25 protein-coding genes, 1 tRNA gene and 1 pseudogene are annotated in these 23895 nt (G+C 61.3%); 6 read left to right on the plus strand and 21 right to left on the minus strand.

The window, feature by feature from the left end:
* Window positions 1–57: 57 nt before the first annotated feature.
* The gene (locus W911_RS05730; RefSeq protein ID WP_023786572.1) at window positions 58–510 is read left to right on the plus strand and encodes a YybH family protein; all 453 of its coding nucleotides are present in this window, start codon (window positions 58–60) and stop codon (window positions 508–510) included.
* 57 nt (window positions 511–567) lie between these two features.
* Here W911_RS05730 and W911_RS05735 read toward each other — a convergent pair whose 3' ends face one another.
* The 7 genes from W911_RS05735 to W911_RS05765 all read right to left on the minus strand — a co-directional run bounded on the left by W911_RS05735 (window position 568) and on the right by W911_RS05765 (window position 7781).
* Window positions 568–1854 (minus strand): SAM-dependent methyltransferase, encoded by a 1287-nt coding sequence (locus W911_RS05735; protein ID WP_023786573.1) that lies wholly within the window; start codon window positions 1852–1854, stop codon window positions 568–570.
* Window positions 1855–1898: 44 nt separating this feature from the next.
* Window positions 1899–2591, minus strand: coding sequence for a ribulose-phosphate 3-epimerase (gene rpe / locus W911_RS05740; protein ID WP_023786574.1), 693 nt, complete (start codon window positions 2589–2591; stop codon window positions 1899–1901).
* A gap of 103 nt (window positions 2592–2694) precedes the next feature.
* Window positions 2695–3525, minus strand: a complete 831-nt coding sequence (locus W911_RS05745; RefSeq protein WP_023786575.1) for an arylamine N-acetyltransferase family protein — start codon at window positions 3523–3525, stop codon at window positions 2695–2697.
* Window positions 3526–3950: 425 nt separating this feature from the next.
* The gene (locus W911_RS05750) at window positions 3951–4415 is read right to left on the minus strand and encodes a c-type cytochrome (RefSeq protein ID WP_023786576.1); all 465 of its coding nucleotides are present in this window, start codon (window positions 4413–4415) and stop codon (window positions 3951–3953) included.
* A 174-nt stretch (window positions 4416–4589) separates the two neighbouring features.
* Window positions 4590–5768, minus strand: a complete 1179-nt coding sequence (locus W911_RS05755) for a GAF domain-containing sensor histidine kinase (protein WP_023786577.1) — start codon at window positions 5766–5768, stop codon at window positions 4590–4592.
* Window positions 5769–5799: 31 nt separating this feature from the next.
* Window positions 5800–6678, minus strand: coding sequence for a phosphoribulokinase (locus tag W911_RS05760; RefSeq protein WP_023786578.1), 879 nt, complete (start codon window positions 6676–6678; stop codon window positions 5800–5802).
* 62 nt (window positions 6679–6740) lie between these two features.
* A complete protein-coding gene (locus tag W911_RS05765) occupies window positions 6741–7781 on the minus strand; it encodes a class 1 fructose-bisphosphatase (RefSeq protein ID WP_023786579.1) in 1041 nt (346 codons plus the stop codon).
* Between the two features lie 236 nt (window positions 7782–8017).
* Here W911_RS05765 and W911_RS05770 point away from each other — a divergent pair, with 236 nt between their 5' ends.
* On the plus strand, window positions 8018–8911 hold the full coding sequence (locus W911_RS05770) for a type I secretion system permease/ATPase (protein ID WP_144083527.1): 894 nt from the start codon (window positions 8018–8020) through the stop codon (window positions 8909–8911).
* Here W911_RS05770 and W911_RS05775 read toward each other — a convergent pair.
* From W911_RS05775 to W911_RS05790, 4 genes are read right to left on the minus strand one after another with little or no spacing between them, the layout of a single operon-like run.
* Window positions 8855–9586 carry a proteasome-type protease gene (locus tag W911_RS05775; RefSeq protein ID WP_023786581.1) on the minus strand — a complete coding sequence of 244 codons (732 nt, stop codon included), beginning with the start codon at window positions 9584–9586 and terminating at the stop codon, window positions 8855–8857. The two genes, W911_RS05770 and W911_RS05775, sit on opposite strands and share 57 nt — an antisense overlap.
* Before the next feature lie 27 nt (window positions 9587–9613).
* A complete protein-coding gene (locus tag W911_RS05780) occupies window positions 9614–10438 on the minus strand; it encodes a transglutaminase family protein (RefSeq protein ID WP_023786582.1) in 825 nt (274 codons plus the stop codon).
* Between the two features lie 12 nt (window positions 10439–10450).
* Window positions 10451–11398: an alpha-E domain-containing protein gene (locus W911_RS05785; RefSeq protein WP_023786583.1), complete on the minus strand. Its 948-nt coding sequence runs from the start codon at window positions 11396–11398 to the stop codon at window positions 10451–10453.
* Window positions 11399–11446: 48 nt separating this feature from the next.
* Window positions 11447–12886, minus strand: coding sequence for a circularly permuted type 2 ATP-grasp protein (locus W911_RS05790; protein WP_023786584.1), 1440 nt, complete (start codon window positions 12884–12886; stop codon window positions 11447–11449).
* Window positions 12887–13197: 311 nt separating this feature from the next.
* On the opposite strand from W911_RS05790, the gene W911_RS05795 reads away from it, so the two are divergent.
* Entirely contained in the window at window positions 13198–13788 is a 591-nt protein-coding gene (locus W911_RS05795; RefSeq protein ID WP_041316339.1) for a GbsR/MarR family transcriptional regulator, read from the plus strand.
* Window positions 13789–13827: 39 nt separating this feature from the next.
* Window positions 13828–14508 carry a DUF4166 domain-containing protein gene (locus W911_RS05800; RefSeq protein WP_023786586.1) on the plus strand — a complete coding sequence of 227 codons (681 nt, stop codon included), beginning with the start codon at window positions 13828–13830 and terminating at the stop codon, window positions 14506–14508.
* 17 nt (window positions 14509–14525) lie between these two features.
* On the opposite strand, the gene W911_RS05805 is transcribed toward W911_RS05800, so the two are convergent.
* Window positions 14526–14852 (minus strand): Kazal-type serine protease inhibitor family protein, encoded by a 327-nt coding sequence (locus tag W911_RS05805; RefSeq protein WP_023786587.1) that lies wholly within the window; start codon window positions 14850–14852, stop codon window positions 14526–14528.
* Window positions 14853–15208: 356 nt separating this feature from the next.
* Here W911_RS05805 and W911_RS05810 point away from each other — a divergent pair.
* Together W911_RS05810 and W911_RS18685 are read left to right on the plus strand one after the other, a co-directional pair.
* Window positions 15209–15298: transfer RNA gene (locus tag W911_RS05810), tRNA-Ser, on the plus strand.
* 157 nt (window positions 15299–15455) lie between these two features.
* Complete coding sequence (locus W911_RS18685; protein WP_244438615.1) at window positions 15456–15632, plus strand: hypothetical protein; 177 nt, start codon at window positions 15456–15458, stop codon at window positions 15630–15632.
* 171 nt (window positions 15633–15803) lie between these two features.
* Here the strand turns inward: W911_RS18685 and W911_RS18690 are convergent.
* The 9 genes and pseudogenes from W911_RS18690 to W911_RS17735 all read right to left on the minus strand — a co-directional run.
* Window positions 15804–16841, minus strand: a pseudogene (locus W911_RS18690) (recombinase family protein); the annotation flags it as partial.
* 51 nt (window positions 16842–16892) lie between these two features.
* The gene (locus W911_RS05820; RefSeq protein WP_144083528.1) at window positions 16893–17165 is read right to left on the minus strand and encodes a hypothetical protein; all 273 of its coding nucleotides are present in this window, start codon (window positions 17163–17165) and stop codon (window positions 16893–16895) included.
* A gap of 165 nt (window positions 17166–17330) precedes the next feature.
* The gene (locus W911_RS05825) at window positions 17331–17540 is read right to left on the minus strand and encodes a hypothetical protein (RefSeq protein ID WP_023786589.1); all 210 of its coding nucleotides are present in this window, start codon (window positions 17538–17540) and stop codon (window positions 17331–17333) included.
* Window positions 17537–17764, minus strand: coding sequence for a hypothetical protein (locus W911_RS05830; RefSeq protein ID WP_023786590.1), 228 nt, complete (start codon window positions 17762–17764; stop codon window positions 17537–17539). Before W911_RS05830 ends, W911_RS05825 begins: the two co-directional genes overlap by 4 nt.
* Before the next feature lie 44 nt (window positions 17765–17808).
* The gene (locus W911_RS05835) at window positions 17809–18414 is read right to left on the minus strand and encodes a TRM11 family methyltransferase (RefSeq protein ID WP_023786591.1); all 606 of its coding nucleotides are present in this window, start codon (window positions 18412–18414) and stop codon (window positions 17809–17811) included.
* A 351-nt stretch (window positions 18415–18765) separates the two neighbouring features.
* Window positions 18766–19503, minus strand: coding sequence for a hypothetical protein (locus tag W911_RS05840; RefSeq protein WP_041316347.1), 738 nt, complete (start codon window positions 19501–19503; stop codon window positions 18766–18768).
* Window positions 19500–19643, minus strand: coding sequence for a hypothetical protein (locus W911_RS18305; protein ID WP_023786593.1), 144 nt, complete (start codon window positions 19641–19643; stop codon window positions 19500–19502). Before W911_RS18305 ends, W911_RS05840 begins: the two co-directional genes overlap by 4 nt.
* Before the next feature lie 226 nt (window positions 19644–19869).
* Window positions 19870–21846 carry a UvrD-helicase domain-containing protein gene (locus W911_RS05845; protein ID WP_023786594.1) on the minus strand — a complete coding sequence of 659 codons (1977 nt, stop codon included), beginning with the start codon at window positions 21844–21846 and terminating at the stop codon, window positions 19870–19872.
* Window positions 21843–23867 (minus strand): ATP-dependent nuclease, encoded by a 2025-nt coding sequence (locus W911_RS17735; RefSeq protein WP_081717651.1) that lies wholly within the window; start codon window positions 23865–23867, stop codon window positions 21843–21845. Before W911_RS17735 ends, W911_RS05845 begins: the two co-directional genes overlap by 4 nt.
* Between the last annotated feature and the right edge of the window lie 28 nt (window positions 23868–23895).

Genomic DNA, 23895 nt, shown 5'->3' on the forward strand with positions numbered 1-23895 from the left:
TGGTAATTTGTCCTGGGCCGCGTGGCGGTCAGGCAAGGTCCTTACGGAGGTTTCGGTATGTCGAAATTCATTCATTCCTGCAGAAACGTTCTCGCCGCAGCACTCATTGCACTCTCGGCCGGGCTCTATGCCGCTCCCTCATTCGCGGACGACGCCGAGGTTCGCGCGGGGGCCGGCAAATGGGACGAAGCGTTCAACGCTCGTGACATGAAGGCGCTCTCCGGCTTTTACGCCAAGGATGCCGTGGTCGTGCCTGCGGGCGGCAAGGCGGTCAGCGGTCCGGAGGCTATCGGCGCGTTCTTCGCCGATCTGCAATCGAAGGGCTTCGCCGATCACAAGATCGTCGTCGAGAAGGTGCTGGACCAGGGAGACACGCGGGTCGCGACCGGCACGTGGCAGCTCAACGGTCCGTCCGACGAGGGTTCGACAAAGCAGTACGGCGGGAACTGGGTGAACGTGCTCGTTCGCACGGCAGACGGCTGGCGTGTTCTGCTTCACACCTGGAACTGATCGGCCCAATTGCGATTGACGAAGCCGCTTCGCGCAAGCGGCTTCGTTACCCGAGCCTCAGCTCTGCTGGGGCTCTTTTGCCGTCGCGAACGGCTGCGGCTCGGGCGGGGCGATGCCCCGCTCGGCTTCGAGGCGCACATAGTCGCGCTGGGTGTCGATGATATAATCGCGCACGATCGGCACGGCATCGCGCGTCTTCGCTAGCTGCATGTGGAAGACGAGCTGGCTGCCCGTGCGGAACATCATCTCGCAGCTGATCAGATAGAACTCCCACATCCGGCAGAAGCGCTCGTCGTACATTTCGGCGACCTTGGCGCGGTTGGCCTCGAAGCGGGTAACCCAATGAGCGAGCGTCTTCGCGTAATGGACGCGCAGGAATTCGAGATCCGTCACCCACAGGCTGTTCTGCTCCACGTGCGTGAAGACTTCGGAGAGCGCGGGCGAATAGGCGCCCGGGAAGATATACTTCCGGAGCCACGGGCTTGCCGTTCCGGGAGGGCTCATGTGGCCGATGGAGTGAAGCAGCATCACGCCGTCGTCGGTCAGAAGGTCGTTCACCTTGGCGAAAAACTCGTCGTAGTGGGCCACGCCCACGTGCTCGAACATGCCAACGGAAACGATGCGGTCGAAGCGCTCGTTCAAGTCGCGGTAGTCGCGCAGTTCGAAGCGGACGCGGTCGGCAAGGCCGAGCGCCTTCGCCTTTTCGTTGGCGAGCTTGCACTGTTCCTTCGATAGGGTGACGCCGACGGCCTGGATGTCTTGCAGGCGCGCGAGATAGAGCAGCATGTCGCCCCAGCCGCAGCCGATGTCGAGCACCTTCTGGCCGGGCTCCAGCGCCAATTTCGACGCGATGAGGCGGAGCTTGTTCTGCTGGGCCTCTTCGAGGGTGTTGTCGTCGCTCGTGAAGTAGGCGCAGGAATACTGCATGCCGCGGTCGAGGAAGAGGCGGTAGAATTCGTTGCCGATGTCGTAGTGGTGGGCGACGTTCTGCTGGGCCTTGCCGATGGGGTTGGCTTGCTGGAACCGCTTCAGCCCGCGCGAGACTTTGCGCAGCGCCTTTTGCAGAGGATACGAGCCCAGCGAAAGACGGTTGACAGAGAACAGCGTGAGGAAGTCGCGGAGCGTCGAGCCCTCGAAGCGCATCCGGCCGTCCATGTAGGCTTCGCCCGCCGCCAGCTCCGGGTTGGTGAAGAGCGTGCGATAGAGTGTGGGATCGGTCAGCCGCATGGTCACGTCAGGACCGGGCTCTCGTCCGCCGAAGATGTGGACGCGCCCTTCGGCGTCGATGACCTTGAGCGTACCCTTGCGGACGAACGATTTCAGCATGTGCGAAAGCGGAAACATGGGGCCTCGCTGCTTGGAGGTTTGAGCGCCGGAGCGGCGCGGCTTCAGGCTGCCGACTTTGCCGCGCGGGCTCGTTCGGCCGCGCTGCGGATGGCTCTGATGTTGGCGGCGTAGCTTTCCTTGGTGCCACCCTTGAAGACGGCGGAACCTGCGACGAGCACGTTGGCGCCCGCTTCGACGACGAGCGCTGCGGTTTCAGGCGTGACGCCGCCGTCCACTTCGAGGTCGATGGGCCGGTCGCCGATCATCCGGCGCACGCGGCGGATCTTTTCGAGCTGCGCGGGAATGAACGCCTGTCCGCCGAAGCCCGGATTGACCGTCATGAGCAGGACGAGATCGACGCGATCCAAGACGTGCTCGATTACGCTCTCGTGCGTGCCGGGATTGAGGGAGATGCCTGCACGGCAGCCCACCGCGCGGATGGCTTGCAGCGAGCGGTCGAGGTGAGGGCCCGCTTCCGCGTGGACGGTGACGATCTCAGCGCCCGCCTTTGCGAAGGCCTCAATGTACGGATCGGCGGGCGCGATCATCAGGTGGCAGTCGAAGGTCTTTTTCGAGCTGTCACGGATGGCGGAGACGATTGGCGGGCCGAACGTGATGTTGGGCACGAAGTGGCCGTCCATCACGTCGAGATGGATCCAGTCCGCGCCTGCCGCGTCCACGTCCGCGACCTCGGCGCCGAGGCGCGCGAAATCTGCCGACAGGATCGAGGGGGCGATGATGAGCGGCCGTGACATCGGGCGCGCCTCCCGTTCGTGGGTTTCCAGGCTCCTGCCCTACACGGCGGGGCGCGGCGCGGCAAGGGTCGAGAGCCAAGATCCCATGGGTAAGGCCGGGCTTTCAGGCGGGAGAGGCAGAGAGGACCTTGCCGAGCGCGTCTCGAAGGTTCGGGTGCTCGGGCAGCCGGATTCGAAAGACGGTTTGCAGAAGTTCGATCACGGCGTCGGGATTGTCGATCTGCCGGCGCTCGCTCGCGCGGGCAATGCGGTGGATGGCGTATTCCGACCCGCGCAATGTGTGGCGCACGCCGGGTTCGGAGCGGGCCACGAGCAGCCTGTTGCGAAACGGGGAGGAAGGGTGCGTGGACACGTACCAGTTGCCGACCTCGAAATCGATGTCGGCGGGCGATGCGAGATCGAACACGTACAGGGTGCGCGAGGTGTCGTCGACGCGTGCGGTGAGCGCGTATGTCTCGCCGTGCCGGACGAGGCGGTAGGGTTCGTTGGGCGTATCCTGTTCCGCTTCCATGTCCAGACGTAGCGGGGCGGTCGGTGTCATGCCTCCGAAGCCGACATCCGTGACGTAGCGCGTGCCGTCGATGGAGACGAGGGTTAGCACGTGGGTGCGGGCCGGGACGACGCCGGGGGGCGTGTTCATCACCACGCGTCCGGTGAGACCTTGTGCGTCAAAACCGATGGCGCGCAGCAGGTGGAGAAACAATAGGTTCAGCTCGAAGCAGTATCCGCCGCGGCCTCGATCGAGCAGCTTATGCCGCAGCGACGGGAGGTCGAGCCGCACCGGCTCGCCGAGGATCATTGCGAGCGTTTCGAAGGGAATTGCGGAGATGTGGTGCCGCTGAATTGCGGCGAGCGTGTCGAGCGATGGCGTGACGGGGCCGGCGTATCCGATGCGCGCGAGGTATGCCGGGACGTCCAAACGATCGGATGACATCGATCTCCCTCTCGCGCATCGCATGTGAGTTGAGCGTGTTCCCTCGGGAACAGCTTGCCGCGCCTAATAATCGTTTGTGTTCGTACGAACGGATTTCGACGGGCAACGCCTATATTTCGAAGCCTTTGCAAATTTGGCGCCTGCCCGTGCCGAGCCGTTTTGGACCTTATCATTTCTTCAAGGGAGAAGCGCAATGCGTGTGGTTTGGCTTTTGGGCGTCGCGTCCGTTCTCTTTGTGTCGATGCCGATCTCTCAGGCCGACGCCAGATGGGTTTGCCGGGCGTCGAGCAGCACGGGCTCGTGGGGAATGGGCTGGCACAACAACAGCAGATCGTATGCGAGGAGCCGTGCGCTGGTCGAATGCGCCCTTCGCACGCCCAGAAACCGGACGTGCTATGTCCGCTCCTGCAGACGGGGCTAATTCGTTAGTTTTCGTGCAGCGATTTGATCCAGGTGACGATCTTCCACATATCGTCGGCAGACTTCACGATATCCTTCGCGTGGGGCATCGGTCCGACAACGGCCTCGGTTCCGATGCGCCTGTAGCCGGCCGCCTGCAGGTCGTCGGAGCCGAGCGTGATGAGGCGAAACAGTGTGTCGTCGTCGTCGCCGTAGACCCATACCTGATTGCTGAGCGGCGGGCCCATGCCGCCGCCCCCTGTCCCGCCGTGGCAACCGTTGCAGCCGGCGGCCATGTAGAGCTTATGACCTTCCTCCGCTGCTCCCGCATCTCCACTGTGAGGGTTCTTGAGTTCGCCCTTCTCCGTGCTTTCGATGGCCTCCAGCGGAGACTGTGCTTCGGCATCGTGACCTGCCGCGCTCGCGGCCAGGATCGAAACCGCGACGGCGGTGGTGAGGGCAGCACGAAGGGTTGCGGCGGGCATGGTCATAAGGGTGCGCTCCTTTTTTTCTTGTTGTGCGCATCAAACGCGGTGTGCCGCGCATCGTTGCGGTGCGTGTTGAAAAACGGGAAAAATTCCTCGGCACAAAGAGGAGTGTCGTTGTCAGGAATTGAGTTTGAAGATCGGTGCCGATGCGCGGCCGACGCGTAAAGGGGCGCGCCGTTACGCTCGATTTGCGATGGGCGCTTTGAACGTGAATCGCGTTTCGACAAGCGTAGAAGACACGGAGAGCGTGCCGCCGTGGGCACGGCTGATCTCAGAGGCGATGTAGAGACCCAGGCCCAGTCCCTCTTTTGCGCCGCGTGTTTCGAGTGCGTTGAAGGGTTCGAAGATTGTCGCGATCTTCGACGGGGGAATGGGGCGTCCTTCGTTCGCGACGCTCACGACGAGATGTCCGTCTTCGAGGATGCCGAAGATGCGGATCGGCGTGTCGGGCGCGCCATGCTTGACGGCATTGGACACGAGATTGGATACGAGTTGGGCAATGCGGTCCGGGTCCGCCATCACGGGGCCCGGAATGTCGACCTCGACATTGAACATCCGGTTGGGGCGTGCGGCCTCGATCTCGCGCACGACCTGATGCAGCACCTCGCCAAGCTCGGCGGGAACGGGACGGATGGGCAAGCCGCCGCCAAGTCGTCCTCTCGCGAGGTCGAGCAGGTTCTCGATCAACTCTCCCATCCGATCGGTGCTGTGGTTCAGATGGCCGAGCACCTCCTTTGCTTTTTCGTCAAGCTGCGTGCGGGACAGGAGCGCGAGCCCGGCCTTGATCGAAGCCAGAGGATTTCTGAGGTCGTGGCCGAGCACGGCGACGAAGCGTTCGCGGGCGTCGCCCATTTCCTTTGCGCTCGCCAGTTCGGCTTCGGCCTTGTCGAGCTGGCTGTGCATATCGAGATGGAAGCCGATGAGCTCGGCGAACATCTTGAACGTGCCCAGGATCTCCGGCCGGTTCAGATTGGCGGGGTTCGGGTCGATGGCGCAAAGCGTGCCGAAGAAGCTGCCGTCGGGGAGGACGATCGGCATCGAGATGTAGCTTTTGAACCCATACATCACAGGCGTCGGGTGCGCGCTGTAGAGCGGGTCCTGGCTCACGTCGTCGATGACGACGGGTGCGCGGGATTGGCGGATCTCATGGCAGATCGTGGTTTCGATGGCGAGTTCTCCGCCAGGGGCGATGCCGAAGCCCAGGTCGTCCCTCGTCGCGCAGGCCATCCATCTCTGTTCTGTAACGCGGGCGACCGCGACGAACCGCATATCCGTCAAGCGGCGGATCACGTCGAGAATCGTGGGGATCGCAGCAATTCGCTGGACGGCGGCCAGATCTTTGTCGAAGTCACTCATCGCGCGCCTACGCGTAAACGATCATTCGGTGTCAGAAAAAGGTGCGACGCTTTCTTTCGATCAACTGCAGGATCATCGGAGTGAGGATGAGCTGCATTGCAAGATCGAGCTTGCCGCCGGGGATCACGATCGAGTTGGCGCGCGACATGAAGCTGTCGTGGATCATCGACTGCAGATAGGAAAAGTCAATGCCGCGCGGGTTCTTGAAGCGAATGACGACCATGGACTCGTCGGGGGTCGGAATCCAGCGGGCGACGAACGGGTTCGACGTGTCGACGGTGGGGATGCGCTGGAAGTTGATGTCGGTCTCGGTGAACTGCGGGCAGATATATTTCACGTAGTCCGGCATCCGGTGAAGGATGACGTCCGTGATCGCTTCCGGAGAATAGCCGCGCTCCGCCTTGTCGCGGTGGATCTTCTGGATCCATTCGAGGTTGATGACGGGCACCACGCCGATGCGCAGATCCGCAAAGCGGGCGATGTTCACGTTCTTTGTCACGGCTGCGCCGTGTAGGCCCTCGTAGATCATGAGATCGGTGCCGTAGGGGATCTCTTCCCATGGCGTGAACGTGCCCGGCGGTGTGCCGAAAAGCTCCGCTTCGGTTTCGTCATGGACGTAGTGGCGGGTGCGGCCGGTGCCGATCTCGCCATAGGATTTGAAAAGCTGCTCCAGTTCGGGCAGCAGATTTGCCGCCTCGCCGAAGTGGCTCAGCAAAGGGGTGCCGGCGGAGGCGGCTTCCTCCGCAAGATCGTTCATCGCATCCCGTCCGTAACGGTGAAACGCGTCGCCTTCGATGAAGACGGCGGTGATCTTCTCACGCCGAAAGATCTGCTCGAACGTGCGCCGGACACTGGTGGTGCCGGCGCCGGACGAGCCTGTCACGGAAATGATGGGATGTTTGGCCGACATGCTGACTGCTTCGATTTTTTGCGGACTGCGGCGTTAAGGACGGGGCGGGAGATCTCCTCGGGTCAGATCCGGAACAGTCCCCGGCGCCCAAACAGCGGGGAGCGTTCTCCGAGGCCATGCGGATCATGGTGAAGGCGGACAACATACTCCACCTCGGTGCGCGAACCGGCGATGAAAGATGTTCGTTGGTGAAGAGAGGTAGGCGGAATGTCTAAAATTCGCTCGTAGCCGGAGGAGGCTGCGCCGCCAGCCTGCTCGATGATCCAGCCGAGCGGGTTCGCTTCGTAGACAAGGCGAAGGCGGCCCATGGAATAGCTTTCGCGCAGGTCGCTCGGATAAAGGAAAATGCCGCCGCGCGTCAGGATGCGGTAGATGTCGGCCACGGGCGAGGCCGTCCAGCGCATGTTGAAATTCTTGCCGCGCGGGCCGCCGCGGCCACGCAGGCAATCGTCCACGTAGGTCCGAATGGCTTCGTCCCAGTGGCGGTAATTCGAGGCGTTGATCGCGTATTCGCGCGTTGCAGTGGGGATATCGACTCTTTCGCTCGTCAACAGGAAGCGGCCGGTGGTGCGATCTTGCGTAAAGATCTGCGTGCCGCGGCCCACGGTCAGAACGAGGGACGTGAAAGGACCGTAGACGGCGAAGCCCGCCGCGAGTTGCGCCGTTCCGGGCTGTAGAAAGCTCGATCCGTCGGCGCCCTGGCAGCGCGCGGGCAGAACGGTGAAGATGGTGCCGATCGACGTATTGGCGTCGGTGTTGGATGAGCCGTCGATCGGATCGACGGCGACCGCGAGAGGCGCGCCGGGGTTAATTGGGAGCGGCCATTCCAGTTCTTCGGAGCCGAGCGTCGCGACGGGGGCGCCTTTGAGGGCTTCGACGATGAGATTGTTGGCGCGGACGTCGATCTCCTTCTGAGGATCGGCGCCTGTCTGTTGGCCGGTTTCAGCGCCGAGCGCGCCGGCGAGGGGGCCTTGGCCAATCAATTCACCGATCCGGCAGCAGGCTTCCGAGAGGCGCACGACGGTTTCGGCCACATCAGCCTTTGTCGTATCGCTCCCAGCCCATGCGTTCAGGAAGGTCCCGAGATCCTTCGGGTCACTCATCTGGCATCGTTCCTCTCCCCCGCGGCTCAGACGGTCTTCGCCCCGGTTCGAGGCGTCGCCGACTTTTTTGGCCGACTCCCATTCCAGGGTGTGCCGCAGTTTCGCGCAAGAGCGGTCTGACGCGTATCCGTGCACAGGTGCCGGTTGCCCTGGAAATCGGTGAGACGGCCTGCGCCACATCTATAAATTATTAAGTTCATATATATACAATCTAAAGTTGTATCTAGGGGCGGTTCGTGGTTGGGCTGGGGGCAATGGAGCGGGCGGTCGGAGCGAGGAAGGCGCAAGGCTGGCCGGTCGTGCAAGTTCTTCGCCGCTGGATGTCGGGACCGCAGTTTTTCTCAGCGCTCCTGCTCTCGGCGGCACTGAATGCGATGCAACTCTCGTCTTCGCTTTATCTGTTCCACATCTACGAGCGGGTGCTGCCGACGGGCGATCGCTCCGACCTTGTGCTGTCCACGGGCCTGCTCGCAGGGCTGTTCGGGATTTTTGCTCTCCTCGATTTTCTACGTGCCCGGCTGCTCGGCCGAGCGGGTGCCTCGTTCGTGCGGGATCTCGACCGGCGGTCGTTCGAGGTTGCCAAGTTGAGGCCGAGGGATGTCGACCGGGCGCGGCGCTTTTTGGCGCGTGGAGGTCCGGCGGCGCTGTTCGATGCGCTGTGGCTGCCGGTTTCGTTTGCGGGACTCTCGTTCATCCACCCGTTGCTCGCGCTCTATGCGTTTCTGGGGGCGGCGCTGATTGCCGGCATTGCCGTCGGCAGCGACGTGGCGTGCCGGTCGAAGATGTGTGAGAGCGCGGACTGCAAGCTTGCCGTCGCCGCACTTGCGAAGGCGATCAGGCTGATGCTGCAGTTCGGGGGAATCGGGTTCGGTGCGTTGCTCGTGATCGAGCATGCGGTGAGCGCCGGAGGGCTGATTGCCGCGAGCGTCATGATGGGGCGCGCTTTCGCCGTGCTCGACGGGGCGCTTTTGCATTGGCGAAACTTCGTGGCGATGGCTCGGACATTGGGCGTGATGATCGCGCGTTCGGAAAAGCCGGCCGCGCCCGCCGCACCGGACGTTGCGTTCGGCCGGTTAGATCTTGAACTCTTCGATGCTCGCGAAGGCGGTGCGCAAAGCGTTCGACCATGAGGCCGAGAGCTTTGTGAAATACTCGTCGTTCTGGCAAATGCGTGTTTCGCGGCGCACGTCCAGACTGTCGCGCTCGTAGAGCAGGATGTCGATCGGCATGCCGACGGACAGGTTCGAGCGGAGCGTCGAATCGAACGAGAGGAGAATGAGCTTGGCCGCGTCTCCGAGGCCCATCTCGGGGCGGGCAACACGATCGAGGATCGGTTTGCCGTACTTGTGCTCGCCGATCTGAAGGAACGGCGTGTCGTCCGTCGCCTCGATGAAGTTGCCCTCGGAATAGATCTGATAGAGGCGCGGGCGCTCGGCGCCGATCTGGCCGCCGAGGATGAAGGACGCGGAGAACCCGGCTTTGCTCATTTCCAGCGCAGCACCGTCGATGCGGCGCACCTCGCGGACGGCATCCCCGACGAGGCGTGCGGCGCGGAACATCGATGGGACGGTGAACAGCGTCGGGTTCGCGTTGTCGGGGGTGGCCAACTGCTCGTTGATGTTGCTCACCACCGACTGCGTGACGGCCAGGTTTCCGGCCGACATCAGCACGATCACCCGGTCGCCCGGCTGGCGCCAGAAATGCAGCTTGCGGTACTGGGCCACGTTATCGACGCCCGCATTGGTGCGCGTGTCGGCGGCAAACACGATGCCGCGGTCCAGCCTGAGCGCGACGCAATAGGTCATCGCGAGATCCTTCGTCCTGGCAGTCTCTTATTGCTGCTGTGCGCCTTGCTGCTCAACTTCGACCCGGACGTCAAGGTCTTCATTTTCGCCTCCGCGCTGGGTGCCGCGAATTGGCGCAGCGGAGGCCGCATCGAAACCGCATGCGAGACGCACGTATCGTTCCGTCGGACACATGCCATTGGCGGGGTCGAAGCCCACCCAGCCCAGTCCGTCGACCCAGGCTTCCGCCCACGCATGATGGGCTTCCGCGGGCGCAAGGGTACCCGAGAGAAAGTAACCGTTAACGTATCGGGCCGGGAGTCCGATAACCCGCGCGGCCGAAATGAACACATGGGCGTGATCCTGGCAGACGCCTTTGCCCTCGCTGAGCGCTTCGGCCGCTGTCGTGTGGGCGTGCGATGTGCCGATCTCGTAGGAGACGGCATCGCCGACCGTTCGCATCAGGCTGTGCAGACAATCGAGGGGGTCTCGTGGAACGCGGCCGTGGCTTACGCTTTTGGCGAGATCGCGGATTGCTTTGTCCGGCGCCGTTCGCGGTGTCTCGCGCAGGAAGACCCGGCGCGGGGTGACTTCCGCGAGTCCGCGGACAATGCCGGCGCGATCCTCGGTTTCGATGATGCCCGAGGCTTCGATGACGATGCCGTCATGGGGTGTGTCAAGGGTCGTCAAATGAACCTGATTGCCGAGGGCATCGCGATAGGAAATGTGAGTCTCGAAGCCGGGCGCTTCGATGGTCCATGCGCGGACGTCCTGGCCGTCGAACGTGGGGGGCGTGAGACGCAGGCTTTGGATCGCGTAGCGCGCGAGGGTAGCGTAGCGGTACGTGGTGATGTGGCGGATCTCGATTTTCATGACCACCTACCCTCAGCCGGTGAAATGGTAGGCTTCGGAGATTTCCTGCGCGACGCGGTTGTTGCGTGCGATGAAGTCGAGCAGGAACTCGTGCAGACCGGATTGGAATATGGTGTCGATGTCGCCGCGTTCGAGGAGGGCGAGGGTCGATTTGGCGGTGACGAGGCAGGGCTTGTCCTCGCCGTAAAGCGCGGAGAGGTCCGCCAGCGCCTCGTCGATCTTGTGGTAGCAGGCGTGGAGCGAGCGTGGCATGGCGCGGTTCAGGATCAGGTAGTCGGCGATCCGCCAGGAGCGGTAGCTCTCCTTGTAGACCCAGCGGTAGCTCATGTGCGCCGAGACGGAGCGTAGGATCGTCTCCCACTGCGCGGTGTCGACGGCGGTTCCGATCATGTTCGTCGACGGCAACAGAACGTAATATTTCACGTCGAGGATGCGCGCCGTGTTGTCGGCGCGTTCGAGGAACGTGCCGAGTTGGCTGAAGAAGTAGGTGTCGTTGCGCAGAATCGTGTTGAGCATTGCGCCGCGATAGCCGGCTGAGCGCTCCTTCACCCAATCGAGGATGCGCGGCAGCGCATCGGAGCGCAGCGTGTCGGGCCGAATGGCCTGGAATTCGAGCCATGAGCCGTTGAGCGATTCCCACATCTCGCGCGTCAAGGCCGTGCGCTGGGTGCGCGCGTTGCGCCGCGCGGAGGCGAGGCAGGTGTGGATGCTGGAGGGGTTGGACGGGTCGAACAGCAGAAAGTCGATCACGTTCTTTGTCGTGATCTCGCCATGCTTGTCTTTGTAGACGTCGATGCAGCCCGTGCTTTCAAGCGTCGAGATCCATTCGGAGTCCTGATCGTCGCCGATGCGCGGCTGCAGCGCGATGCGATAGCCCGCCTCGATCAGACGCGCCATGTTCTCGGCTCTCTCCACATAGCGGGAGAGCCAGAAAAGATCGTTTGCCGTGCGCCCTAGCATGTGTGTCTCACGCGGCCGTTCCCGCCCGATGTTGTTCTTTTTTGCCGATCAATCCTGCAGTACCCACGTGTCTTTCGTTCCCCCTCCCTGGCTCGAATTGACGACCAGCGATCCTTTGCGAAGCGCGACACGCGTCAGGCCGCCCGGAACGAGGCGAACTTCGTCTCCGACGAGTACAAAAGGCCTCAGGTCGAGGTGGCGGGGCGCGATGCCTTCCTCGACCAATGTCGGGCAGGTGGAGAGCGCGAGCGTGGGCTGCGCGATGTAGTTTTCGGGCCGCGCCTTCACGCGCGCTCGGAAGTCTTCGATTTCCGCCCTGGTTGCTGTCGGTCCGACGAGCATGCCGTAACCACCGGAGCCGTGCACCTCTTTGACGACGAGTTCGGGCATGTGCTCGATGACGTATTTCAGCGAGTCCGTCTTGCGGCAATTGTAGGTCGGCACGTTCTGCAGGATGGGCGGCCGGCCCATGTAGAATTCGATGATTTCTGGAATGTAGCAGTAGATGGCCTTGTCGTCGGCGATGCCCGCGCCCGGGGCATTGACGATCGTGACGTTGCCGGCGCGATAGACATCGAACAGGCCGGGCACGCCGAGCACGGACGAAGGGTCGAAGGTCAGAGGATCGAGGAAGTCGTCGTCGATGCGCCGATACAGCACGTCCACGCGGCAGAGGCCCTGCGTGGTCTTCATGTTGAGGACGCCGTCCTGCACGACGAGGTCCGGTCCTTCGACCAGTTCGACGCCCATCTGGTCCGCAAGGAAAGCGTGCTCGTAGTAGGCGCTGTTGTACTGGCCGGGCGTGAGGACGGCGATGACGGGCTCGTCGTCGAGGTTCCGCGGCGTGACGCTTTCTAGTGTTTTCCGCAGCTTGTCGGGATAGGTCTCGACGGGCGCGACGCGGTTCTCGGCGAACAGGTTCGGGAACATGTGCATCATCGTCTCCCGGTTCTCCAGCATGTAGGAGACGCCGGAGGGCGTGCGCGTGTTGTCCTCAAGAACGTAGAATTCGTTCTCGCCCGTGCGGACGATGTCGACGCCGATGATGTGCGAATAGATGCCGAGGGCCGGGTCGAGCCCGATCATCTCGGGCACGAACGCGCTGTTCTGCACCACCAGTTCCGCCGGGATGCGGCCCGCCTTGATGATCTCCTGGCGGTGGTAGATGTCGTACATGAAGGCGTTGAGTGCCTTGACGCGCTGCTCGATGCCGGCCGAGAGGCGTCTCCACTCCGCAGCCGAAATGATGCGCGGGATCATGTCGAAGGGGATGAGGCGCTCGGAGGCTTCGGTATCGCCGTAGACGTTGAAGGTGATGCCGGTGCGGCGGAACAGGAGCTCGGCTTCGGCGCTTTTCTTGCGGAGGTCCTCGACGCGCAATGCGTCAAGCCAGTTGGCGACGGCGGCGTAGGGCTCGCGGATGCCCTGGCCGAAGCCATTCATCTCGTCAAACGTCGGCTTCAAGTCTGCGGCCCTGATCTGATCCATGTTCTGCTCATGGCAAGAGCCGGGCCAACTGTAAGGTTCGAGAAAAACCTTGCAATATCGAGCGGTGCTTCGCGATCCGCTGCTCGTTTCATCGTCACTTGCCTCGGAGTTGGGCGGCAGCGGATCAAACTTTGTTCAGCAGCCGAGTGTTCCCGAACACGGGAGGCATTGGAACACGGAAAGGTAGGCATGCCTACCGCCGGAAAGCCCGTGGCGATGGTGAGGGGCTGAGCATTCGCGGCCGCGGCGCTGAACGTCAGCGTCGTCGTTTCAGCTTGACGTGCCGTCGTTTTCGTTCTTTTATTTCTGTCATGACAGAAATTACAGAAAATTCCGTGAAGCTGCCTCCCGCAATCGAGCGGTTCGTCGTCGCGTGGGGCGAGATGGGCGAGGTTTGGGGCGTCAACCGCTCCGTCTCGCAGATCCACGCGCTGCTTTATGCGTCGGACCGGCCGCTGCCGGCCGAGGAGATCGCCGAGCTTCTCAGGCTTGCGCGTTCGAATGTGTCCAATTCCCTCAAGGAACTGCTCGGATGGTCGCTGATCCGTCGGGTCTCGGTTCTGGGCGATCGGCGGGATTTCTACGAGGTCGAGGCCGACATTTTCGAGATGGTCCGGCGCATTGCCGAGGGGCGCAAGAAGCGGGAGATCGATCCGGCTATTGCAGCGCTTCGGCATTGCGTGGAGGCGGCTGAAGGCGATGGGCGGGTGTCTGCTGAGGCGCAACGCCGGTTCCGCGCCATGCTGGCCGTCACCGAGGGGGCCGCGCGCAACGTCGACGAAGTGTTGGCGCTGCCGACGCCGGTTCTCCAGAAGCTTCTGAAGATGGGCGGGGTGGTTGCTCGTCTTGCCGGGCTCGTGAGTGGAGGGCGTTCGCGCCGTTCGCAAGGCGGCGCTGGCTAGACGCACGCCTTCACAACGGTGACGCATCAGGAGATGCCGATGACTGCGTTGCAAAAAGAGGTTCCGATCGTTGCTGCGCCGGCTCCTGCCATTGCAGTGCTTGGGACCGAAGTCGGTGTCGTCGATCTTCGTTTTCGCGCGCTTGTGGGCGAGGCGGGCTGGGCCCGCCTTCCGGAAGCCGTTCAGCGGCGATTTTCGCGACGGCTCGCATCGGGAGATGTCGCGTTCTACGTCGGCGAGGTTCTGGAAACCCGTCTGTCTCGCGTGGGGCGCGTTCTTTCTTTTCTCGCGCGCGCGATCGGGGCGCCGCTCCCGCTCGACGATGCGACAGGTGGCGGCGCGACCGTTGCCGTGATGGAGAACGCGGGCTTGGGCGGGCAAAGCTGGACGCGAACCTATGCGCGGGCTGGGCGATTTCCGCAGGTGATTCACTCGGCAAAGTGTTTTTCCGGTCCGACGGGGCTTGAGGAGCATGTCGGCGGCGGCGTCGGCATGACGCTCTCCGTCGCAGAGGAAGGGGGTGCGCTGGTTTTCCGGTCGGCCGGTTATTTCTTTTCTGCGGGGCGCATCAGACTTTCGCTTCCGCGGGTGCTGATGCCGGGCGACATGGAGATCGTGCACGAAGATGAAGGAGGTGGCGCTTTTCTTTTCAAGCTCACGCTTCGCCATGGGTGGCTCGGTGTGCTCGTGCAGCAGACGGCCAGGTTTCGGGACGCCTGAGCGGAAGTCATTCGCGGTCAGCTTTTGCACTCGCCGTCGTGATCCTTGCGCGCGGCTGCCGCGATCCGTTCGCAGTCGTTCGCATAGGTTTTGCCGTCGCAGCCGCACACGGGTTGGTAAATCCGGGTGCAGGCTTCTGTCCTGAGGACGCAGGTGCCCTCGGGGTTCGCTTCGCCGCATTGGGCATGTTCGGTCTCGCAGAAGAAGCCGACGCTACAGGACGGTCCGTCGATGCCGCCGCACGCTTGCCCTTCGCCCGATTGCGCAGCGGCCGGGCCGGTGGCCAGGAGGAGAAGGGCCACCGCGGGCCATAGGGATTGCTTCGTCCGTGCGATGGCGCGCATGGCTCAAACCTCGTTGGGCGTTTGAAGGTCCAGTGTCCGGATCGAACGCTCGGAGGGCTTTATTGGTTCAGGTCAAGAGAGCGGGGCTTGTGCCGGCCGGTGTGCCGTCCGCGCGGCCTCCCAGGGGGCCTGGGGGGCAAGCCTGGCCCGTACATCTTTTTTTGGGCCCCCGAGCCGCGGGCCGGCATTCAGATTTCCGATGACGCTTTGGTAAGGGACGGGTTGGCATGGGATAGGCGGTTTGCCGCGGCGCTGCTCGTGTGCTCTTGCGCGGCGAGCAATCAACAGCTATTCAGCAGCCCCGGCATCAAGATGCGCGGCGAGGTGACCACTCTCACCGCGCATGCCGGGCGGCCGGAGAGGTGGCAGAGTGGTCGATCGCGCCGCACTCGAAATGCGGAGTACGGGCAACCGTACCGGGGGTTCGAATCCCTCCCTCTCCGCCATTTTACATTTCCCGCCATGAACCGCCTCTAAAGCCTTGAAAGGTAAGGTTGTTTTTGGGGTTCTAAATCCGGAAATTCGGCAGTAGGCCAGTCGGTCTGCGAAGGTCAGTTTTAGCACCAGTCTTTTGTCCGCCAGACGCTCGGAAACCCATAGTTCATGCGGGTTTTCGAGGAAGCGGAAGGCGGGTTCAAACTGTTCGGCGGCGCTGCGCTTGGGAGCGGCGTTCCCTTGCAGCTTTTCGATGATAATGAGCTTGTCCTTCTCCAGCCCGGCGATGCGCCGTTCATAGGCCGCGATGACGGACGCTGTGGAGGCTTCCACGATCCGGTCTAGCAACTGCTCGATCTGCTGTTCGGTCTTGCGAAGATCGTTGCGCAGGGCCTTGGCGATCTCTTCGGTACGGCTTGCGTCCTGCCGCCACGCCTCGAAGAACAGCTCTCTGAACAGCGCGGCGGTCTGCGAAGAGGGGCAAAGCCCTTGCAGCAGAGTGCCGAACTGCTCCTCGATCATATCGCGCTTGATGGATTTGCCCCGGCACGCGCAGCCTTTGGTGAAGCAGAGATAATAGGGATGCCGCTTCCCGGTCTTGCTCGTTGACCAGCCTGCTGTGAGCGGGCCGCCGCATTCAGCGCACACGGCATAGCCGCGCAGCGGGAAGTCCTCGCCGATATCCGTGCTGGAGAATACGCGCGCGCCGCCCTTGATGCGCTGCTGGATTTTCTCGAAGGTAGATAAGTCGATCAGTCCCTCGTGATGGCCTTTGCGCAAGGAAACGCCCCAATGGGGCACTTCGATATATCCGGCATAATGCGGGCGGGTGAGAAGGCGCAGCACCTCCTCGTAGCGGACGGTGCCCTGCTTCGTCTTGCAGGGATATTCCGGCTGGGATTCGAGGAAGCGCTTCACATCGGCTTGCGTTTGGAAGCGGCCCGATGCGAAGCCCTCAAGGGCTTCCTGCACGATGGAAGCCAGCGGTTCGTTGCGCACCAGCAAGAGCCCGTGTCCGGCAACCTTCTTGTAGGCGTAGCCCGTGGGGGCGTGGAACACCCAATAGCCGTTCATGACGCGGGCGCGCATCCGGTTCTTGGTCTGCTCGCCGTTTTTCTGGCGCTGATGCTGGCTGGCGCTGGCCAGCACGTTCTCGACAAAGATGGAATCGGAGTCCTCCCCGAAGGTGATCGAGGGGCTTTCCAGCCTTCCGCCTGCAAGATTGATGGCAAGGCGCAGATCGGTATGAACGCGCGTATCGCGCGCAAGGCGGCTGATATCATCTATTATGACGACAATCTCGCCGCTGCGGCTGTGGTGCTTGAGATATGACAGCATGGCCATCACGCCAGGCCGGTCAGAGAGCGAGCCGGAGATGGCCTTATCGAAGAACGTTTCCACGATCTCATAGCCCTTGCGCTCGGCATATTCCCGGCAGCGCATGGCTTGGGATTCGAGGCCGTGGCCCTCGGCCACCTGTCGGGGGCTGGAAACGCGCGCATAAATGACGGCGCGCGTGCCGCTCTGTGTCTTTGTGTTGTCGTTGGCGCTCATGCTCTCCTTCCTTTTTGTGTCTGCACTCTTTCTTGGATGCGGTTTAGCAGCCTACGCTGCGCCCTTCTTGGCGCGCGAGGCAGTGTTGTCGTTCGCAGCCAAAGCGCACGAACGGCCACTTTGAAAGTTTATCACATTGGCTGATGCAAAGCCCGCTTTGAGTTGAGAAATATCGGGCTTCGCTATCTCCGCCTTTCCGCTGCTGGCATCGTCGAGGAAGCACTGCGCGATGAGCCACAGCGTGCGGATAAATTCGATTTTTTCGGCTTCGCTTAGATCCATGCCTTCGAGATGATGGAGGTATTTTTCAACGTCGAGTTTCATGACCGTGCGCATCCTTCCCTGCGAAGGCCGCGCACGCATGAGAGCACGCGCAGGCATCCGCGATTATAGAAACACTATGCGCGCTGTGCTGCCCGCGTTCGGGTGAAACCCGGGTGGGCGAAAGCGCCCGGCCCAAAAGGCCGGGCGCGAAATTTCTGGCGCGGCTCATGCGGGATCAGCGGGAATGTCTTCCTCTTCCCACACCTCGCACTCGATGCTGCCATCCTTGCGGGTGAAGCCTTCATCGCCGTATTCGCAGAAATCATTCTCGGCGCGTTCGATGGCTGCTTCCGCGCTCTCGGCCTCGATCCATCGGACATAGCTGCTCCACTCGACCAGATTGATGCGGTAGCGTTTGCGGGTGCTGGCGGTCATACGGCACCGCCTTTCATCGTCCGGTGCAGGGCAATGGTGGCGCGGTGCAATTGCAGGGCGGTTTCCAAGTCTTGCTCGATGAGCAGCAGCGCGCCGATAGCTTCATTGCGGCGCTCGTGCTTGATGGCCTCATGCGCTTCGGCGCTGTAGTGCGATGCTGAGAGCAAGCGCTGGTCGATGGCATTGATCAGCACGGCAAGGGTGCGGTTTTCGTATGTGCTCATGGTTTTTTCTCCTTCTTGTTTGAGCGTTGGGTAGTGGCCACGCCCTATTGAAAGGGCGCGGTTGAAAGCCAGCGGATGACGGAATCGCCCTTGTGCGCGTGATCCCAGATCAGCCACGCATAGCGGTGCTTGTTCGTGTGCGCGGTGGCGCGGGCCGGATCGCCCAGCGGGAAGCACACGCATTCATCGAGGGCGTAAATCACGCTTGGCGGCTGGCGCACAAAATCATCATGCCGCTTGGGGTGGCAGAGCGAGGCAATGTTCAAAAGCATGGCCACGCGCCCGCCTGTTTCGGCGGTGAAGGCCAAAGCCTTCTCAACAAAGCGGTCGGCAAGGCCCCAGCCATAGGGCGGGTTCGTCACGATGTTGCGGGCGAAGGGCTTCTCTAAGGTGAGGAAATCATAGCCGGGATAGCCGTAGCCCCAATCGGTAATGTCGGTGGCGATAACATCATAGCCTGCGCTCACAAGCTCGCGGCTGATAGCGCCATTGCCGCAAGCTGGCTCCCACACATCACCCTCAAAGCGCTCCACCGAAAGCAGCGCCCGGATGGCCGAAGGCGGCGTCGGGTAAAACTCGAACGGCGCGCGGCGCTCCGGCACGCGGGGTTTGAAATAGGATGAGTAATCAAAATCAGTCGCAATACGCATGGGTCTTTCCTTTCGCTTGTCTTCCCACCCCGTAAAAAAGGGGGTGCTGCTGCACCCCTGCCCCTTGGCGAAAGCGAGTGGGTGTGGGTGGGTGCGGCTTCGGGCATGACCGGGGTGCAGACGACGCGGGGCACACCTGCCCTGCGGCGGGATGCGGCCCTGTCATCGCGTTTAGAAGACGTGCCAAGGGAGGGAGGCAGGCTGCCTCCCTGACCCCTTCAAGGAAAGAAGCGCGAAGCTCAAATTATCCGCGTCATGGGATGGAAGCCCGAAGGGCCGAGACCGCTTGCGGGCTCGGTTCACGACAGCCCGGCCCCGGCCATCGAGCCGGGGAGACGCCACAGCAGGCTTTCAGTCGTTGCGGACGTATGCGGGCCCGTATCCATCAAAGTCATAGGCATCCATTCCGCGCCGGATGGTGCCCATGTGAAGCCGGGAGTAAAGATGGACAAGCCGATAGGCATTCGCCACGCCTTCGGCGCTGATGGCGCTAGGAACGTGCTCGATGTGAACCAGACTGTTGGCACCCAAAATCGTTAGCGCGCGTTTGATGTGCTCGCGCGTGACGCCGGAATACTCTTCGATCTTCTCATAGCTGATCTTGGCCATGTTGGACTTGCGGTCTCTGCGGGAAGCAAAGAGGAAGAAGAGCTTCATGGCGTCGAGTTCCGCCCGCTGCCGGAGCCGGAAGCTGGTGAAGGCCGTGACCACACCGTTGCTGTAAAGGCCTTTGGCGGGGAACTTCGCCCATCCGGTTTTCGTATCATAGTTGCGGATCAGATAGGTGCTCCGCCCATTCGGCTCACGCTCGATGAGCGCATAATCCTTCAGCACGTCCAGCCCCCGTGAAAGCTTGGCGCGCGAGAGAGACGTCATTTCGCAAAGGGCATCGTAGGTCAGACGGGCGAGCCCGGTCTCCAAATCTGAATGGTTGGCGATCACGGTCAGTGCCATCAGCGCGGCCTGAAAGTCAGAACCTCTACCGCCAGCCCAGCGAAATTCACAAAGCCCGCGCCCCTCAATCCACTCGGTAGGAAGCTTCGTCCATGGGGGCAGCTTCTTTGCGCCCGGAGCGATAGAGGCGCTCATTTTTTCACAGCCTTGATCGCGACCGTGGCGAGGTAGACGGCCAGAGCGGCGACTGTCAGCCCCAGCAGGGCGATTAGCGCGTTGATCTGATCCATTGAGAGGTTCGAGAAGTGGGAGATCGTGTCGTTCAAAATTTCCATGTTCTGCTCCGCGGAAAAGTGGTTCGGAGCTTTTTTTACGAAGACCGCCGATCTATATCTAGAAACAATAGGCGACATTAGTAGCAAAGATATCACAAATTATAGTGCAAAGACAAGCGGTTAGACAATCTGCTGGCGGTCTGTATAACATACCGGTTTAGTTCACGGGGGCTCGCTCATGAACTGAGCTGACGTGCACATGCAGGAATGTGGCAAGCCGCTTCGGCTAAAGCAGCGTCAGATCGATGATATTCCACCCTTGTGCGCGAGCAGCGGCAACCAACTCATCCGATGCTGCTATCTTCCGCATGGCGCAGCAAAGCACTTTTCGGGGCCGCGTTACGGCCACGAAGACATTGGTGGCGGCAGCAAGTTGGGCCGCGTTGGCGCTAAAATCCTTGTTCTCGAGGCCGAAGGCGTGAGGCAGCACCGTAGCCAGATCCATTGCCTGTTGGTCACGAGATGTTCCGCGCCAAACTTCGGTCTCGACGACAAGGATCGAGTCGACTGTCCTGCCCTTCACAGAATGAATGGAGCCCAGTTTGATCTCCATGCCCTCATGGATGAATACCGTTGACGCCCGCTCGCCTTGCGCGGCGGTTGCCCCGTGGCCTACGAACTCCAGATATTGCCTCGCTGCATCTGAGAGAGCGTCCATGCCCAGCAACGATTTGAGCTCATCGCGCAATTGACTCCAGTCATCCTCGTTCCAAGCCGAAGCTCCCAACACAACCCGATCTCGCATCAGCCTCCTGATTTTCAGTTGTAGCTTCGGGTCACGCCTTTGCAGGATGCTCGAAATGGATCGCTTGGTGGCGAGTTCTCCCCGTTCGTCTTTTACGCCGTGATGGCGCAAGAGGATGACCAGACCGGACATCATGAGATCTGCTATCTCCGCTGGCGATCCGTGCGACGCATGAAGGATGGCTGCCTGTCGCAAGACGCTGCAAAGTGTGTCGGGGCGGCTCTGTCGCCCGCGTCCGCTTCTGTATTGCGGACAATAATCGATCAACGTCTTGGGCCAGTCACCTCTTCCCGCCGCTGCCGGATTGTGACGGGAAGCGACCGCACGGATATCCAGATGAGCCCCGGGATCTTGCCCCCAATACGCCCGCACCTCGCCCGCATATGCCGGGAGCACGCCAGCGATTGAATTGCGATCAAAGAGAATAAGACTCCGCCTGCTGGGAGCATCTTCAACCCCCTCGATTATTTGCGGAGCCCTGACCGTGAGGCGACTGGCAAATGAAGCGATGTCAGTACCGAACCGGCGCGTCTTGTTAAGTGGGATGGCATCCTCGGCTGCGCGCCAGTAATCATCGGGCGTAAGATCATCGTCCTCGTAGAGGGTCTGGTTTTGATCTCCTAAGCGCTGGTAAGCCACGCCCTCTGCGAATAGCTGATTGACGAGGGCAAGCTGCGCTCCGTTAGTGTCTTGCGCTTCGTCCAGCAGAACCAGCGGAAACCGAGCGCGCACGCGCTGAATGATTTCGGGGAATCTTGTGATGGCCTGCTGGGCAAGCGCTGTCATGTCGCCGAACCGATAAAACCCGTCATTGGTGATTTCGGCTTTTAGCTCTTCGAGCGCCTGTCCCGTAGGGCGCTGCGGGCTTGGCTGCCCGGCTCGTGCAGATACCTTCAATCGCTGAGGCGGAATCTCAGCCTCACATACAAACTCTTCAGATAGCTCCAGCTTCCTAACGAACTCTTCGAGGCGGCGTTTATTGATACCTTTGTTGATCTCGGAGTAAGTAACCAACGCGGGCTTCGACCGCCACCGCGAACCGCCGATGGCTCCGAACACGTCATCATCAATTCGCTGCACTCCCCAGCCGAGACCACGAAGGTAAGGCAGTGCCACGAAGCGGTCGATGAAGCCCGTCACCGTTCCAATGAAGTGCGGATAAGCCAGAAAGGCCGAAGCCAAAGAGTGAGTTGCCAGCTTTTTCTCGATCTCCTCGCGGGCGGCATTGGTATGCGATATCACGCATACGCCGCGCTTGCGGGATGTCCAGCTTCGAGAGAGCAAGGCGAGCTTGGCAACGAGCAGCGTTGTCTTCCCGTTTCCGGGCGCCGCCTGCACATCGCAGGATTCGGTTGCCGACAGGAAACGCTGCTGATCTTCGCTGGTAAAATCGCAGCCGCCAAGTTCTTCTCCCAGTTCCGCCAGCAGTTGTTCGGTGAGCGGCGGAATCTGAATCATGGGTTGGCCGCTCCGCCAGCTTGGGCAGGATTGTTGGGCGGGGCTGTCAGCGGACTCGTCACGTAATCAATCGCGCTCACAATGTAGGGTGGCAGTTTCTTTCTAAACTCGTCGGCACCATCCGGTAATTGCTCGATGAGGGCTGCGAGCTGTTCTGAGACTTCGGTTTTGGAAACCTGCTTCTTGTGTATGGGCTCAAAGATGACAAGGGCCACGTCATCGGATGTCTTGCTCTGATCTGCCTGCAGCGCTTCGACTTCCGATTTGGCCTCGGAAAGGATATCGGCGCGCGTTTTTCCAGCTAGCCCCTTGGCAAGCTGAACGGCTTGATGGATTACCACTGCCAAGGCGGGACGCCGTGCCAGATCAAACTCCAGCGTCCATTGCTCGGAGGGAAAAGATTTTACAGCCCCGCCTTCGTGCGCTTTCAGTTTGCTCAGAACGGCATCTTTCGCGTCCTTCTGCCACTCGCCTTCGGTCTTGCGATCCGCGCCAACCAACGCCTTGGCACAGTCGGGAGGGATGTCGCGGTCTGGCATAAGTCCCACCGGCACCGGCATTGGCTTACCGTCGCCACGTTGCAATATCCGGCTGTAGCGGAAGAGACCTCGATGGCCGACATTGATGATCGACACACCGCTCTTACCTAACCCCCGGCCCATCTTTTTCGCCAGCGCAGGGAGCAGAATGTTCTCGGCATCGCCTTCTACGACAATCACACCGCGCGCAAAGAAGAGATTAGCCTTCGTTGCATCGAGGAAGCGTCGGAGAAACGCATAATCGTCCGGCGCGAGTTTTGTATGGCCGGTACCCAGCGGATAGGCGCGCTGGCCAACGATCATTACCATGGCATCCAGATCCGCGCTCGCAGCAAGCTGAGGGCTGTGCGTGGTCAACAGGACTTGAACTTGCTGATCCGGCTGCCCCTCCGGCACCGGGAGGGTTCGCGCCTCAAGCATTTGCATGAAAAGCGTCTGATGCTGCGGATGAAGATGCGCCTCGGGCTCTTCGATCAGCAGGAAGGGCACCTGATCAGGGTGCGACTGAAGAAGCAGCAGCTCAGCCGCCATGAAGAGCAGGTTATTGTACCCAAGCCCGCGAGTGAGACGCTCTGTCTGCCCTGCTGAAGAGTTGAGGTAAAGCTCAAGACGCTCCAGAAGCTGGTCGAAAGACCCCTTGGCACCCAAGCCCAGCGTCGCGGTTAAGGCGTCACCGGCAAATGAAAGCTCGTCGAGATATGTGTCATTGACGGTGCTCTGCACACCCTGAACGGCAGTATTCGTTTCAATGTTCGCATCCGCCGCGCGCATCGTATCGAGAAGGGTGGGAGGTTGTCCGGCTGGAGCTTTGTCGGCCTGCGCTGCCATGGCCGGCAGAGCACCGAGGATACGCGAAAGACGGGAGCGTCTTCCCGACCTTAGTTCGCGTTCGGCATCCCTGAGCGGTCTAAGATATGTGGATTTGAGATACTCTCGCAGGTCGCCATCGAGGGGATGGCCATCACCGCTCTTGCCCGCTCGGTACTGCGTAAGCGCTGTTTCGCCGCCGCCCCCAAGTTTGCGTAGCGTGCCGCGAAGACATACATGCAGCCGCAATGTCCCGGACTCGTTACTGCACCATTCCAGAAAACGAGCCTGTTCGTCGGGCGTCAACTGGTCGAATGTGCACCGGATAAACAGCTCCCCGACCCTGCTGCCGTCAGGCTTCACGTGGAAATCGCGGGGGTCGAGACGAAGGATGTCATCCCCTCTCGTCCATAACAAAGAACGGGCGGCATCAATGACGGCTGTCTTCCCAGCGTCGTTGGGGCCTACAAGAATATTCAGACCCCGCCTTAAGTTGAGGGCGAGCGGGTTGTCAGGGCCAAAGCAGCGGAAGCCGTTGATATAAATTTCTGAAACATACACAGCGGTAATACCTGGATTGAATTCATGGAATCTCTCGCCCGATATTAGCCCGATGAGCAAAGGCTTGGGAGCAAAGTTGCATTTTTGTCGCCGGATAACCGTGGATTGAATCAAAGCAGCAAGCTAGCTCACGCCAGACTCA

Origin of the sequence: Hyphomicrobium nitrativorans NL23 (assembly GCF_000503895.1) — a bacterium.
GTDB lineage: Bacteria > Pseudomonadota > Alphaproteobacteria > Rhizobiales > Hyphomicrobiaceae > Hyphomicrobium_C > Hyphomicrobium_C nitrativorans.

Excerpts from the sequence above, each read along its gene's own strand:
- W911_RS05730 (WP_023786572.1), top strand. The coding sequence starts at position 58 with ATGTCGAAATTCATTCATTCCTGCAGAAACGTTCTCGCCGCAGCACTC.
- W911_RS05735 (WP_023786573.1), bottom strand. The coding sequence starts at position 1,854 with ATGTTTCCGCTTTCGCACATGCTGAAATCGTTCGTCCGCAAGGGTACG.
- rpe (WP_023786574.1), bottom strand. The coding sequence starts at position 2,591 with ATGTCACGGCCGCTCATCATCGCCCCCTCGATCCTGTCGGCAGATTTC.
- W911_RS05745 (WP_023786575.1), bottom strand. The coding sequence starts at position 3,525 with ATGTCATCCGATCGTTTGGACGTCCCGGCATACCTCGCGCGCATCGGA.
- W911_RS05750 (WP_023786576.1), bottom strand. The coding sequence starts at position 4,415 with ATGACCATGCCCGCCGCAACCCTTCGTGCTGCCCTCACCACCGCCGTC.
- W911_RS05755 (WP_023786577.1), bottom strand. The coding sequence starts at position 5,768 with ATGAGTGACTTCGACAAAGATCTGGCCGCCGTCCAGCGAATTGCTGCG.
- W911_RS05760 (WP_023786578.1), bottom strand. The coding sequence starts at position 6,678 with ATGTCGGCCAAACATCCCATCATTTCCGTGACAGGCTCGTCCGGCGCC.
- W911_RS05765 (WP_023786579.1), bottom strand. The coding sequence starts at position 7,781 with ATGAGTGACCCGAAGGATCTCGGGACCTTCCTGAACGCATGGGCTGGG.
- W911_RS05775 (WP_023786581.1), bottom strand. The coding sequence starts at position 9,586 with ATGACCTATTGCGTCGCGCTCAGGCTGGACCGCGGCATCGTGTTTGCC.
- W911_RS05780 (WP_023786582.1), bottom strand. The coding sequence starts at position 10,438 with ATGAAAATCGAGATCCGCCACATCACCACGTACCGCTACGCTACCCTC.
- W911_RS05785 (WP_023786583.1), bottom strand. The coding sequence starts at position 11,398 with ATGCTAGGGCGCACGGCAAACGATCTTTTCTGGCTCTCCCGCTATGTG.
- W911_RS05790 (WP_023786584.1), bottom strand. The coding sequence starts at position 12,886 with ATGGATCAGATCAGGGCCGCAGACTTGAAGCCGACGTTTGACGAGATG.
- W911_RS05795 (WP_041316339.1), top strand. The coding sequence starts at position 13,198 with ATGACAGAAATTACAGAAAATTCCGTGAAGCTGCCTCCCGCAATCGAG.
- W911_RS05800 (WP_023786586.1), top strand. The coding sequence starts at position 13,828 with ATGACTGCGTTGCAAAAAGAGGTTCCGATCGTTGCTGCGCCGGCTCCT.
- W911_RS05805 (WP_023786587.1), bottom strand. The coding sequence starts at position 14,852 with ATGCGCGCCATCGCACGGACGAAGCAATCCCTATGGCCCGCGGTGGCC.
- W911_RS18685 (WP_244438615.1), top strand. The coding sequence starts at position 15,456 with ATGCGGGTTTTCGAGGAAGCGGAAGGCGGGTTCAAACTGTTCGGCGGC.
- W911_RS05820 (WP_144083528.1), bottom strand. The coding sequence starts at position 17,165 with ATGAAACTCGACGTTGAAAAATACCTCCATCATCTCGAAGGCATGGAT.
- W911_RS05825 (WP_023786589.1), bottom strand. The coding sequence starts at position 17,540 with ATGACCGCCAGCACCCGCAAACGCTACCGCATCAATCTGGTCGAGTGG.
- W911_RS05830 (WP_023786590.1), bottom strand. The coding sequence starts at position 17,764 with ATGAGCACATACGAAAACCGCACCCTTGCCGTGCTGATCAATGCCATC.
- W911_RS05835 (WP_023786591.1), bottom strand. The coding sequence starts at position 18,414 with ATGCGTATTGCGACTGATTTTGATTACTCATCCTATTTCAAACCCCGC.
- W911_RS05840 (WP_041316347.1), bottom strand. The coding sequence starts at position 19,503 with ATGAGCGCCTCTATCGCTCCGGGCGCAAAGAAGCTGCCCCCATGGACG.
- W911_RS18305 (WP_023786593.1), bottom strand. The coding sequence starts at position 19,643 with ATGGAAATTTTGAACGACACGATCTCCCACTTCTCGAACCTCTCAATG.
- W911_RS05845 (WP_023786594.1), bottom strand. The coding sequence starts at position 21,846 with ATGATTCAGATTCCGCCGCTCACCGAACAACTGCTGGCGGAACTGGGA.